The sequence below is a fragment of the Pseudomonas sp. R11F genome (assembly GCF_050312575.1).
In the GTDB taxonomy this organism is placed as follows: Bacteria; Pseudomonadota; Gammaproteobacteria; order Pseudomonadales; family Pseudomonadaceae; genus Aquipseudomonas; species Aquipseudomonas palleroniana.
Genome location: NZ_JBNPJU010000077.1, coordinates 311,330 through 324,639 on the forward strand (window position 1 = coordinate 311,330; position 13,310 = coordinate 324,639).

The following is a 13,310-nucleotide window of genomic DNA, read 5'->3' on the forward strand; positions in this document are numbered from 1 at the left end:
TGCATGGACTCACCGATGACCGAACAAAGCGCCCCGGCCCTCAAGGAAATCTTCAACCTCGAACGCCTGCAACACATCGCCACCGAGATGACGGCGGTGTACCCGGATTTCGACGCCAAGGGCTTCCTCAAGCGCGCCAAGGCGGGGCTTGCCGAGTTGTCGGTGATGCAGCGCATGGCGCGGGTCAGTGAAAGCCTGCATGCGGTCATCCCACTGGATTACCCGCACACCCTCAAGCTGCTTTATGCGCTGGCCCCGCGCCTGAACAGCGGGTTCGTCAGCCTGTTCCTGCCGCACTACGTGGCCAGTTACGGGCGTGACGACTTCGAGCGCTCCATGGCCGCGCTCAAATACTTCACCACTTTTGGTTCGGCCGAATTCGCTATCCGCCAGTTCCTGCTGGACGACTTCGAACGCACCCTGGCGGTGATGCGAACCTGGTCGCTGGATGCCAATGAACACGTGCGTCGCCTCGCCAGCGAAGGTTCGCGCCCTCGCCTGCCCTGGTCCTTTCGCCTGGGTCAAGTACAAGCCAACCCCGAGCTGTGCGCGGTGATCCTCGACAACCTCAAGGCCGACAGCAGCCTGTACGTGCGCAAATCGGTGGCCAACCACCTCAACGACATCACCAAGGACCACCCGGACTGGGTGCTCACCCTGATCGAAGGCTGGTCCCTGGATAACCCGCACACCGCCTGGATCGCCCGTCACGCACTGCGCAGCCTGATCAAGCAAGGTAACAGCCGCGCGCTGACGATCATGGGCGCGGGCGCCAAAGCCGAGGTGAAGATTCATCACCTTTGCGTCACGCCGGCCGTGATCCGCCTGGGTGAACGCATCAACCTGTCTTTCAGCCTGGAATCCACCGCCGCCGCTGCGCAAAAGCTGGTGGTGGACTACGCCATCGATTACGTCAAAAGCGCCGGTCACAGCGCGGCCAAGGTGTTCAAGCTCAAGGCATTTACCCTCGGCGCAGGCGAGCATCACAACATCTGTCGTGAACAACATATCCGCGAGCTGACCACGCGCAAGCACTACCCCGGCAAACACGCGGTACATGTCTTGATCAATGGCGAAAAGCTTGCGAGCGCCGAATTCGAACTGCTGAAACCCTGACATAAATCATAGAAAAGGCTCTATCTCGGGCCTTACAGCCAATATATTGTCGAACAATCCTGGCCTTTATTGTTGCGATCCATTATCATTCGCCGCCTTCTCACTACCCATCGGGTAGTTGTTTCAATGTGTCACCCGAGGCGCCAATGTCCCGTTTGTACCGTTTTCCGTTTCACCGCCCGTTGCTTGCCCTCAGCCTGGGCCTCGCTGCCCAGTCCACCTACGCTGCGTTGCAACCCATGGCCGAAGCCCCGCTGGCCAGCGACACCGAACTGCACTGCCACTTCAACCGCGACGCCAGCACCGACTGCACCACCACCTACCACTACACCATCCTCAAGCCCAACGGCCGCGAAATGCTTTCGCGCATCGACTTCGATTACTCCGAAGGCGACACCTTTGAAGTGATCAGCGCGCAATCCACCCAACCCGGCGCGAAGCCGGTAGCACTGGGTGCCGCACAGATCGACACACGCACCGCGCCCAACCCGGACCAGGGTTTCAGCCGCGACAAGCAGACCTCCCTGGCCTTCCCCAACTTGCGCGTCGGTACACAGATCCGCCTGACCGTGCGCGAACACAACCCCGCGAAACCGCTGATGACCCAGTTTCACTACGCGCTCAAGTTCGGTCCCAGCGCCACACGGCGCGACCACTTCAAGGCACGCTTTACCGCCGAACGGCCGATCGAGTGGCGCAGCGAATTGTTCGAGGGTTTCAAGGTGACGCCCTCGGCCAACGGCAAGACTCTGGACGTAGTGCAAACAGCCCCCGCCTACCTGAACTACATCAACGAATCCGCCAACGCCGCCCTGTTGCGCATCCCGCGCCTGGAGGTGGGCAGCGCCCTGGATCGCCAGGCGTATTTCGGCGATTTCGCCCAACGCTACAATCAGATCCTTGGCGCCAGCCTGCCCACGCAAAGTGCCGCCGCCGTAGTCGCCGCACGCGGCCTGGCACCGGCCGAACAAGTCGCCGCACTGATGCAACACATCAACGACCACTACCGCTACCTGGGCGACTGGCGCGCCACCGAACGCGGCTACGTGCCGTTCAACCTGGCGGAAATCGAGCAGCATGGTTATGGCGACTGCAAAGACCTGGCGATTCTGCTGACCGCCATGCTCAAGGCCAGTGGCATCAAGGCCGAGACGGCCTGGGTCAGCCGTGGCGATGTGGTCGAGTCCTTGCTGATCCCCGGCACCCTCGCCCCGAACCACGCCATCGTGCGTGCCGAAGTGGATGACCAGGTGTGGTGGCTCGACCCGACCAACCCGGTGTTTGCGCCCGGCCAGGTGATGCCGGACATCCAGGACCGCTGGGTACTGGTCAACGATGCCCAGGGCCAGGTACGCGAAGAACACATCCCGCTGGAACGCCCCGAAACCACCCTGCTTCTGGATAAAAAAGTCCACTTCGACAAACAGGGCAACGGCGCGACCCAGGCCACCATCACCTTCAGCCGCCTGCCGCTGATGCAACTGAGCGTCGCCGACCGCCAGCAAGGCGCCACTGCCACCGACCAGAACATCTGCGCCAACTTCGGCAACGAGATCAGCGACTGCCACATCACCCGCGAGCCCACCGCCTTCGTCATGCACGATGGCTATACCGTCAAAGCCACCTTGAACGACCAGCATGCCCTGGAAAAACTGGCGAACGATTACGTCTACAGCGATGCATCCTTGAAAGAGCGCTGGGACAGCTTCATCAACTATCGCCGCCACGGACAACAGGCTGAACTGTACCTGGGCAACCCCGAAACCAATGACTACACCATCACCCTCAGCGGCGGGCAGATGGAAAAAGCCATCCCCGGATGCCAAGTGCGCTCGCCCTGGTACGACCTGGACCTCGACGGAACCCTCAAGGATGGCGAACTGCGCTACCACTACCGCTTGAGCCAGAAAAAGCGCTGGCTGACCCACGATGAGATTGCCAGCGAGGCGTTTGGCACGATGATTGAGAATGCGCGGGCGTGTGCCGAGCAGGTGCATCAGGTGGTGAAGCTTTAAGGTCACCCTGACGCAACACAGTCCAATTGTGGGAGGGGGCTTGCTCCCGATAGCAGCCGGTCAGTCAATACATCTGTGACTGAGCCACCGCTATCGGGAGCAAGCCCCCTCCCACATTTTTAATCCGGTTTATTCAGTCAGGCTCGTTGAGCAGCAACGCTTGCTCCCGTGCGCACAACTCCACGACGTAATCCCACAACACCCGCAACCGCACGGACTTGTGCAACTCCCGTCTTGAGCTGATCCAGTAACTGCGCTGAATACTCTCCCCCGGCAACAACGCCACCAGATCCGCATCCCCCGCCGCCATGAAGCACGGCAGTACCGCGATGCCCAACCCCGAACGCGCAGCCTGGTGCTGCGCAATCACGCTGGTGCTGTGGAAGACCACTTTAGGGTTTCGGCAGAAGCTGCTGAGGAATTTCAGTTCCTGGCTGAACAGCAGGTCATCCACGTAATCGATCCAGGAATGGGTGGCGAGGTCTTCACGCTTTTCGATCGGCGGGTGACGCTCCAGGTAGGCGCGGCTGGCGTAGACCGCGAGGCGGTAATCGGTGAGTTTGCGCGTGACGAGTTGGTCGACGCTGGGGCGTTCGAGGTGAATGCTGATTTCCGCTTCACGGTTGAGGATGCTGACGAAGCGCGGCACTGCCACCAATTCCACTTCCAGCCCTGGATACCGCTCGAATAACCCACCCATGCGGCCGGCGAGGAACATCACCCCCAATCCTTCGGCCACCCCCAGGCGGATCTTGCCCAGGGGCGCGGCTGAATGAGTGAGCTCGTCTTCGGCCAGCAATGCGACGTTTTCCATGGCCTCGGCATGCTTGAGCAACGCTTCGCCCGCGGGCGTCAGTTCGTAGCCCTGGGCGTGCTGCACGAACAGCGCCGTGCCGAGGCTTTTCTCGATGGCTTCGATATGCCGGGCGACGGTGGCGTGGGTGGTTTTCAAGCGTTGCGCGGCGGTGAGCAGGCGGCCACTGCGCTGCAACTCCAGAAAATACCGCAGGTCGTTCCAGTCGAACATATCGCCTCCGTTGCGCAAGTCCCATGCACGCTGTTTAAAAACGCACAGCAGCTGGGTAAAAACTAACATTTTTAAGACGAAAACTAACAACTAGGATGAAGCCAATAAGAAAAACAAGCGAGACCCGAGATGCCCAGTGCAACTGCTCAATACGATTACGTGATAGTGGGCGCCGGCCCGGCCGGCTGCCTGCTGGCCAATCGACTGTCGGCCAACCCCGCCCACCGTGTGCTGCTGCTCGAAGCCGGCGGCCGCGACAACTACCCCTGGATCCATATCCCCGTCGGCTACCTGTTCTGCATCGGTAACCCGCGCACCGACTGGTGCTTCAAGACCGAAGCCCAGGAGGGCCTGCAGGGCCGTGCGCTGAGCTATCCACGGGGCAAGGTGCTGGGCGGTTGCTCGTCCATCAACGGCATGATCTACATGCGCGGCCAGGCCAAGGACTACGACGGCTGGGCGGCGGCGGGCAATCCGGGTTGGGCCTGGAAAGATGTACTGCCGCTGTTCAAGCAGAGCGAAAACCATTTTGCCGGCAGCTCTGCATTTCACGGCGATGGCGGCGAGTGGCGCGTCGAACAACAGCGTCTGCACTGGCCGATCCTCGACGCATTCCGCGACGCGGCCGCGCAAAGCGGCATCGCAGCGCTCAACGATTTCAACCAGGGCGATAACGAAGGCTGCGGTTACTTCCAGGTCAACCAGAAGGCCGGCGTACGCTGGAACGCAGCGAAGGCGTTTCTCAAGCCGATTCGCCAGCGGCCCAACCTCACCGTGTTGACCGAGGTGGAAGTCGACCGCGTGTTGCTGGAAAACGGCCGGGCAACCACCGTCCTAGGCCGTCAGCATGGCCAGCAGGTCGGCTGGAAGGCGCGCCAGGAGATCGTGCTGTGCGCCGGTTCCGTGGGCTCCCCGGGCATTCTGCAGCGCTCTGGGATAGGTCCTTCCAACGTGCTCAAGCCATTGGGCATCAATGTGCTGCATGACCTGCCGGGGGTGGGCGGCAACCTGCAGGACCACCTGCAGTTGCGCCTGATCTACAAACTGGAAAACGCACGCACCCTGAACCAGATCGCAGGCTCGGTGTGGGGCAAGATGGGCATGGGCCTGCGCTACCTGTATGACCGCAGTGGCCCGTTGTCGATGGCGCCCAGCCAGCTCGGCGCGTTTGCCCGCTCCGGCCCCGAGCAGACTTCGGCCAACCTTGAATACCATGTGCAGCCGCTGTCCCTGGAGCGTTTTGGCGAGCCGTTGCACGGGTTCCCGGCCTTTACCGCCTCGGTCTGCGACCTGCGCCCACACAGCCGTGGCCGCATCGATATCCGTTCGGCCAACCCGGCAGATGCCCCATTGATCCGGCCCAACTACCTCAGCCATCCGGAAGACCTGCGAGTGGCCGCCGACGCGATCCGCCTGACTCGGCGGATTGTTGCAGCGCCGGCGCTGAGCCAGTTCAAGCCGGTGGAATACCTGCCTGGTGACGCACTGCAAACCGAAGAGCAACTGCACGAAGCCGCCGCGCGGATCGGCACCACGATCTTCCATCCAGTGGGCACCTGCCGCATGGGCGATGACAAGGACGCGGTGGTCGACGCGCAACTGCGGGTGCATGGCGTACCCGGCCTGCGCATCGCCGATGCGTCGATCATGCCGCGCATCACTTCCGGCAACACCTGCTCACCGACCTTGATGATCGCTGAGAAAGCGGCGCAGCTCATCTTGTCGCCCAATACTGTAGAAGCGAGCTTGCTCGCGAAGAACGTCAACGAAAACGCAGCGCATCCGGCTTAAAGAGGCAATGAATGAAGCAATAGCGGCGCCGCCCCCGGCGCCGACAGTGGAACAACAATAAATAATCACTGTGAGGGCTACCCGATGTCAGAACATGCTCAACCCCTGGGCTCGGTAATCGACGCGAGCACCAGCAACGACTCAAAGAAAGTCATCTTCGCCTCATCCCTGGGCACGGTGTTCGAGTGGTATGACTTTTTTCTCTACGGCGCCCTGGCGGCGGTAATCAGCAAACAGTTCTTTGCCGGGGTCAACGACACCACCGCGTTTATCTTCGCGTTGATGGCCTTTGCTGCCGGCTTTGTGGTGCGGCCGTTCGGCGCCCTGGTATTCGGCCGCCTGGGGGACATGATCGGGCGCAAATACACGTTCCTGGTCACCATCATCCTGATGGGCGTGGCGACCTTTTGCGTCGGCTTATTGCCCAACTACGCCAGCATCGGCATCGCCGCGCCGATCATCCTGATCGTACTGCGCATGCTGCAGGGCCTGGCACTGGGCGGTGAGTACGGCGGCGCGGCCACCTACGTGGCCGAACATGCCCCCACGGGCAAACGCGGTTTGCACACCAGCTGGATTCAGTCCACCGCCACCATTGGCCTGTTGTTGTCACTGCTGGTGGTGCTGGCCTGCCGTTACTTCACCGGCGACCAGTTTGAGGTGTGGGGCTGGCGCATCCCGTTCCTGTTCTCCATCGTGCTGCTGGGCATTTCCACCTGGATTCGCATGAGCCTGCATGAGTCGCCCGCGTTCCTCAAAATGAAAGAGGAAGGCAAGGCCAGCCGATCGCCGATCCGCGAATCCTTCGGCAAATGGGAAAACCTCAAGGTGGTGCTGATCGCCCTGTTCAGCATCAACGGCGGCCAGGCAGTGACCTTTTACGCGGCACAATTCTATGTCTTGTTCTTCCTCACCCAATTTTTGAAGATGGACCCGGCCCTGGCCAATATGCTGCTGATCATCAGTGTGGTGATTGGCGCGCCGTTCTTTATCCTGTTCGGCTGGCTGTCGGACAAGCTGGGCCGCAAACCGGTGTTGATGCTCGGCCTGCTGCTGGCGACCGTGCTGTACTTCCCGATCTTCAAGGGATTGGCCCATTACACCAACCCGGCGATGGACCAGGCCAGCCGCCAGGCACCGATCACCGTCTTGGCAGACCCTACCACCTGCACCTTCCAGTTCGATCCAGTGGGCAAGGCGCGTTTTGACAGCCCGTGCGACAAGGTCAAGACCTTCCTGGTCAAACAGGGCCTGCCTTACCACAGCGCCGCCGCCCCGACAGGCAGCCCGGTGCAGGTCAGCGTGGGCGATGTGCGCATCGACGGCTTCGACGAAGCCGCCCTGCGTGGCGCGGTGACCTTGGCCGGTTACCCGACATCGGCGGATGTGGCGCAGGTCAACAAGGTGATGGTGGTGGTGTTGATCGTGGCGCTGATCCTGATTGCCGCCATGTGCTACGGGCCGCTGGCGGCGTTGATGGTCGAGCTGTTCCCGACGCGGATCCGCTATACCTCGATGTCGCTGCCCTACCATATCGGTAACGGCTGGTTCGGTGGGTTCCTGCCGACAGTGTCGTTTGCACTGGTGGTGTACACCGGCGATATCTTCTACGGCTTGTGGTACCCGGTAGTGGTCACCGGGGTGAGCTTGATCGTGGGGTTGTTCTGCCTCAAGGAAACGCGGCATGTGGATATCGATAACAACTGATCCGCTCTGCTGATCCCTTGTGGGAGGGGGCTTGCTCCCGATAGCGGTCGCTCAGTCAATGCACTTGTGACTGAAGCACCTCCATCGCAAACAAGCCCCCCTCACATTTTGCTGTACATCCATACAGATAACAGTTGATCAAAACCCTCCAACTGCGCATCCTGCAAGGCATCAACCCGATCTGATGTGATGACCATGCGGCTGTACCTCTGTGAAAAACCCTCCCAGGCCAAAGATATCGCGGCCGTGCTCGGCGCCAGCCGGCGCGGCGACGGGTGCTGGCTGGGCAATGGGGTCACAGTCACCTGGTGCATCGGCCACCTGCTGGAAACCGCCCCGCCGGATGCCTACGACGCCAAATACAAACGCTGGGTACTGGCCGACCTGCCGATCGTCCCGCAGAAGTGGAAAATGCTGGTCAAGCCCAAGACCGCCAGCCAGTTCAAGGCGGTCAAGCGTCTGCTGGGGGAAGCCCAGGAGTTGGTGATTGCCACCGACGCCGACCGCGAGGGTGAAATGATCGCCCGTGAACTGGTAGAGCATTGCCGCTATCGCGGGCCCATCCAGCGGTTGTGGCTGTCGGCGCTGGATGACGCCTCCATTCGAAAGGCCCTGGCCGCACTCAAGCCTGGCGCTGAAACCTTCAGCCTGTATCACTCGGCCCTCGGCCGTTCACGCGCCGACTGGCTGATCGGTATGAACATGAGTCGCTTGTTCACCCTGCTCGGGCGCCAATCCGGCTATCAGGGCGTATTGCCGGTAGGCCGGGTACAGACGCCAACCTTGCGCCTGGTGGTGGACCGCGACCGCAGCATCGCCGACTTCGTGCCGGTGGCCTACTGGGCCATCGATGTCGACCTGCGCCACGAGCGCATGACCTTCACCGCCCAATGGCGTGCAGCCGAAGATGCCTGCGACGACCAGGGTCGTTGCCTCAACCCACAGCTGGCTCGGGAGGCGGCCGACGCCATGAGCCACGCCGCCACCGCGCGATTGATGAAGTTGCGTACCGAGCGCATGCGCGAGGTGGCCCCCCTGCCCTTCGACCTGGGCACCCTGCAGGAAATCTGCTCGAAGAAGCTCGGCCTCGGCGCCCAGGAAACCCTGGACATCGCCCAGTCGCTGTACGAAACCCACAAGGTCATCACCTACCCGCGCAGTGATTGCGGCTACCTGCCGCTGAGCCAGCATCACGAAGCGTCGAACATTCTTGCGGCACTGGCGCGGGCGGACGCGACGCTGAATGAACTGATGCCCCATGTCGATCCGCAGCGCCGCTCACGGGCCTGGAACGACGCCAAGGTCAGCGCGCACCACGGCATCATTCCCACGGGGGCCGGCAAGGATGTCACGCAACTGACCGGCAAACACCGCGCCGTTTACACCCTGGTTCGCGCGCGCTACCTGGCGCAGTTCCTGCCCAACCACGAGTACGATCGCACCCAGGCGGACTTTGACTGTGCAGGCCAGGCGTTGCGCGCCGTCGGTAAAGTGATCATCGAGCCGGGATGGAAGCGCGCCTTGCCCGAAGCGCTGGCGCCCGCCAAAGGCCGCGAGGCGCCGGCCCCGCAGGCTTTGCCGACATTGGTGCAAGGTCAGGACTGCAGCGTAGCCAAGGTCAACCTGAAAGACCTGTGGACCCAGCCCCCCAAACCCTTCACCGAAGGCGACCTGATCAAGGCGATGAAAAACGTCGCCAAGCTGGTGGAAGACCCGCTGCTCAAGCAAAAGCTCAAGGACACTACCGGTATCGGCACCGAAGCCACTCGCGCCGGGATCATCCAGGGGTTGTTGGACCGTGGGTACCTGGTGAAAAACGGCAAGGCGCTCTGCGCTACCCCGGCGGCATTCAGCCTGATCGACGCAGTGCCCCGCGCCATCGCCGACCCCGGCACTACCGCCATTTGGGAACAGGCGCTGGACATGGTGCAAAGCGGAGAAATGAGCCTGGAAGAATTCGTCGCCAAACAAGCGGCCTGGATGAGCAAGCAAGTGGCTCGCTGCAACGGCATGCGCATGACCATCACTGGCCCGGCAAGCCCTGGCGGCAAAAGTGCTCCCCCTTGGAAAAAGAAACGAAAAAGCGCACCCCGCAAGGCCGCTGCCGCCCCAAGGCGGGGGAAAAAGCCTGCAAACAGCGGGTAACCGTCAAAAAAATCCAGCGAATGACGCTTTTCGACAGGTTTAACGCCGCTTTGGACCTTGCGGCCCAGTGGCCCGTCTAGGATTCTGTAGGAGGACCCTGACTTCCTAACAACAACACCGGAGTGGCCGCCATGAAAACCGTTGCAGAAGTGCTTAAAGCCAAGGACCAGAAAAACCAGGACGTCCATACCATCCAACATGACCACACCGTATTTGAAGCCCTGGTTCGTATGTCGGAGAAAAACGTCGGGGCCTTGCCGGTGGTCAAGGAAGGCGTAGTGGTAGGGATCATCAGCGAACGGGATTACGCACGCAAAATCATGCTCAAGGGGCTATCGTCAGTCACGACTAAGGTCAGTGAGGTGATGAGTTCTCCGGTGATAACCGTCGACACTCACAAAAAGGTCGATGAGTGCATGAACATCATGACCGACGGCCACCTTCGTCACCTGCCCGTGGTCGAAAACGGCAAACTGCTGGGCCTGCTGTCCATCGGAGACCTGGTGAAGGAAGCCATCGCCAGCCAGGCTGACCTTATCAAGCAATTGGAGCAGTACATCCGCGGCGAATAGGGGAACCCATGCTGGATACGCTGGAACATCAGGAAGACCACCTCGACACCCTGCACCAGGCCATGACCGAACGGCGCTTTCTGGTACTGACCGGTGCAGGGATCAGCACGTCGTCGGGCATTCCCGATTATCGCGACAGCGAGGGCGTGCGCCGGGGCAAGGCGCCCATGATGTATCAGGAGTTCCTGGCCACCCCGCAGGCGCGGCGTCGTTACTGGGCTCGCGCCATGTTGGGCTGGCCACGGGTACGCATTGCGCAACCAAACAAGGCGCATCTGGCACTGGCCGCGTTGCAACGCCGCGAACAAATCAGCGGCTTGATCACGCAAAACGTCGACACGCTGCATGATCAGGCCGGCAGTCATGATGTGATCGAACTGCACGGCAGCCTGCACCGGGTGCTGTGCCTGGACTGCCAGCAGCGCAGCGAGCGCGATCTGATCCAACGGGTGATGGAAAGCCAGAACCCGTACCTGGCGGATGTCGATGCCGTACAAGCGCCCGACGGCGATACATTGCTCGACCCCGCCTTTGAAGAACGCTTCCAGGTCCCCCACTGCCCCCATTGCAAGGGGCAACGGTTGAAACCGGACGTGGTGTTTTTTGGCGAGAATGTCGCCCAAGCCACGGCAGCCAAGGCAATGGCTGCCGTGGCGCACGCCGAAGGCTTGCTGGTGGTGGGTTCCTCACTGATGGCCTATTCAGCGTTTCGCCTGTGCAAAGCGATGATCGAGCAAGGCAAGCCGGTGATTGCCATCAACCTGGGCAAGACCCGCGCAGACGACCTTTTACAGATGAAGATCGAAGCATCCTGCGAGCGGCTGCTACCCCTGCTGGCCGAACGACTGAAATGCCTGTAGTGAGCGGGCTTGCCCCGCGCTGGGTGGCGCAGCCGCCCCAAACCCAGTTACCTCGGCCTTTCTGAAACACCGCAGCATCCTTGTTGGGGTGGCTGCGCCACCCAGCGCGGGGCAAGCCCTAATGCCAGTCAGTTAAGGATTAACGCGGTCACTGTGGGAGGGGGCTTGCTCCCGATAGGCCGCGCAGCGGCCTCAAAAATGGGCCTGCTACGCAGTCCATCGGGAGCAAGCCCCCTCCCACAATTTATTCATCGCCCGCTTTATCGCTTAACTGACTGGCATTAGGGCAAGCCCGCTCACTACATAGCCACTTTTGACCTCGACCTGTCTTCCAATAAATGACGCTCAAGTCACGTTTTACGGCAGGCCCCCGTCCCTACAGCACTTTATGTAGTGCTTTAAAATAATCACTACATAACCGTTGACGTAACGTTTTTGTCCTTGCATGATCTAGACGTCTCCCGGATCGGGAGCGTCGGTAACCCGTGTTTTGAACAAGCTCGTCTGACCGCCGAGCTGTTTTTTCCGGATGTGCACTGCCCACAAGGCAGATTGATGAAGCTGACCGGCCCGCAAGGTTCGGTACAAGGAGCTCAAACGCTGCTTGTCTTCGTTATGAAACCATTGCGTAGCAGTTCATCAGCAAGACTACATGCATCAGGTTCAAGACCCTGCCCGTATTCGGCAGACAGTCGCTGACGCCCGGTTTTCGGAACCGGAGACAACTAACGTGAATCAACTGATAGATCGCCAACTGGTCAAGGGGCTTACACATGAATCTGAACAACCAACCAACTATCAATGAATTGGCTGAAATGTTCGCAGCGCAGAAAGACACACTCGACGACCATATCCTGTGGGTAGGTAAATCGGGCGAAGTGAAAATCGACTGCCTGGCGCCCCACACCGAAGAAGCCGAGTTCGACCGCAATAACCGTGAACTGGCGGCGCGCCTGAAGATGTACCGCCGCGGCCAGGGTTATGTCGGCAAGAAGGCTGCAGCTGATCGCAACTTTATCGAGCAGGTGTTCGACACACTTAACAATGCGTGGGCGTCTTTCAAAGACAACTCACAAGTTAAAGTGATCGACCGCTACTACTAACTGGCAAGTAGTACTCACCCTTGTATGGGAGCTGGCCAGCCAGCTCCCATATTTATAGTGGCCGTACTTAGAAAGTTGGAAACCTGCCCTTCCCCGCTTCATCCCTGAAGATATCAAACAATACCTGCGCCGCCGCCGAAAGTTCATGCCCCGGCTTGGTCAGCACGCCAATGGGCCTTTCGATCACCGGATCACTCAAGGTGATGCAGTGAGCGCCTGCCTCCTCCATCTGCCGCGCACATAACGCGGGGACCGCGCTGACGCCCAATCCACTGGCAACCATCTTGCCCACCGTGGCTAACTGATGGCTTTCCAGAGCCACCGGCAGCTTCATCTGCAGGGCGCCGAGGTGCTCCTCCAGCATGACCCGCACCGTGGATGGCCGTTGCAAGGTAATGAACGGTTGCGCCAACAGGGTTTTCCAGTCGATTTCGACGCGCTCGGCCAAGGGTGAATCGCCCGGCACCACCGCGATGAACCGGTCCAGGTACAGCGGCGTAAATGCCAGCGAAGAAGCCTCGGAGGGCTCGAACGCCACTCCCAATTCCACCTGCCGGTCGCGCACCATCTCCAGTACCTGCTCGTTGATCAGGTCGTGCACCGTCACGTTCACTTGAGGGTAACGTTCGCGGAATATCTTGAGAATCGGCGGTAACAGGTTGCCCGCGAACGATGGCATCGCCGCCACCGTCACGCGCCCGCGCTGCAAAGTGAAGCGCTGGCGTAGTTCATCCTCGGCATTGTCCCAGTCGGCGATCAGCCGACGCGCCAGCGGCAACAGCGATTCACCTTCAGGGGTGAGCGCGACGTTACGGGTATTGCGGCTGAACAAGCGTCCGCCCAATCCCTCTTCCAGGCCCTTGATGGTCAGGCTCAGCGCCGATTGGGAAAGGTGCAGACGCTCGCAGGCCGCGGCAAAACTCAGGCTCTGGGCCACGGCGAGAAAGGCACGCATCTGTTTAACGGTCATGAGG

10 protein-coding genes are annotated in these 13,310 nt (G+C 60.7%); 8 read left to right on the top strand and 2 right to left on the bottom strand.

Annotated features, from left to right (window positions below; genetic code table 11):
- Nucleotides 1–15 precede the first annotated feature (15 nt).
- Both ACQRBV_RS25470 and ACQRBV_RS25475 read left to right on the top strand, forming a co-directional pair.
- Nucleotides 16–1,116: a DNA alkylation repair protein gene (locus tag ACQRBV_RS25470; protein ID WP_205345295.1), complete on the top strand. Its 1,101-nt coding sequence runs from the start codon at nt 16–18 to the stop codon at nt 1,114–1,116.
- A gap of 155 nt (nt 1,117–1,271) precedes the next feature.
- Nucleotides 1,272–3,131 carry a DUF3857 domain-containing transglutaminase family protein gene (locus ACQRBV_RS25475; protein ID WP_411984741.1) on the top strand — a complete coding sequence of 620 codons (1,860 nt, stop codon included), beginning with the start codon at nt 1,272–1,274 and terminating at the stop codon, nt 3,129–3,131.
- Between the two features lie 133 nt (nt 3,132–3,264).
- On the opposite strand, the gene ACQRBV_RS25480 is transcribed toward ACQRBV_RS25475, so the two are convergent.
- Nucleotides 3,265–4,158: a LysR family transcriptional regulator gene (locus ACQRBV_RS25480; protein WP_411984704.1), complete on the bottom strand. Its 894-nt coding sequence runs from the start codon at nt 4,156–4,158 to the stop codon at nt 3,265–3,267.
- 129 nt (nt 4,159–4,287) lie between these two features.
- Between ACQRBV_RS25480 and ACQRBV_RS25485 the strand changes: the two genes are divergently transcribed.
- The 6 genes from ACQRBV_RS25485 to ACQRBV_RS25510 all read left to right on the top strand — a co-directional run bounded on the left by ACQRBV_RS25485 (nt 4,288) and on the right by ACQRBV_RS25510 (nt 12,336).
- Nucleotides 4,288–5,949, top strand: a complete 1,662-nt coding sequence (locus tag ACQRBV_RS25485) for a GMC family oxidoreductase (protein ID WP_090372071.1) — start codon at nt 4,288–4,290, stop codon at nt 5,947–5,949.
- Between the two features lie 84 nt (nt 5,950–6,033).
- Nucleotides 6,034–7,656, top strand: a complete 1,623-nt coding sequence (locus ACQRBV_RS25490) for an MFS transporter (RefSeq protein ID WP_411984705.1) — start codon at nt 6,034–6,036, stop codon at nt 7,654–7,656.
- Between the two features lie 195 nt (nt 7,657–7,851).
- The gene (locus ACQRBV_RS25495; RefSeq protein ID WP_411984706.1) at nt 7,852–9,801 is read left to right on the top strand and encodes a DNA topoisomerase III; all 1,950 of its coding nucleotides are present in this window, start codon (nt 7,852–7,854) and stop codon (nt 9,799–9,801) included.
- A 131-nt stretch (nt 9,802–9,932) separates the two neighbouring features.
- Nucleotides 9,933–10,373, top strand: a complete 441-nt coding sequence (locus tag ACQRBV_RS25500) for a CBS domain-containing protein (protein WP_060756449.1) — start codon at nt 9,933–9,935, stop codon at nt 10,371–10,373.
- A gap of 8 nt (nt 10,374–10,381) precedes the next feature.
- Nucleotides 10,382–11,233 (top strand): NAD-dependent protein deacetylase, encoded by an 852-nt coding sequence (locus tag ACQRBV_RS25505; protein WP_411984707.1) that lies wholly within the window; start codon nt 10,382–10,384, stop codon nt 11,231–11,233.
- 773 nt (nt 11,234–12,006) lie between these two features.
- Complete coding sequence (locus ACQRBV_RS25510) at nt 12,007–12,336, top strand: hypothetical protein (RefSeq protein WP_060756451.1); 330 nt, start codon at nt 12,007–12,009, stop codon at nt 12,334–12,336.
- A 67-nt stretch (nt 12,337–12,403) separates the two neighbouring features.
- Here the strand turns inward: ACQRBV_RS25510 and ACQRBV_RS25515 are convergent, their stop codons facing one another.
- Complete coding sequence (locus ACQRBV_RS25515) at nt 12,404–13,306, bottom strand: LysR family transcriptional regulator (RefSeq protein ID WP_090372079.1); 903 nt, start codon at nt 13,304–13,306, stop codon at nt 12,404–12,406.
- Between the last annotated feature and the right edge of the window lie 4 nt (nt 13,307–13,310).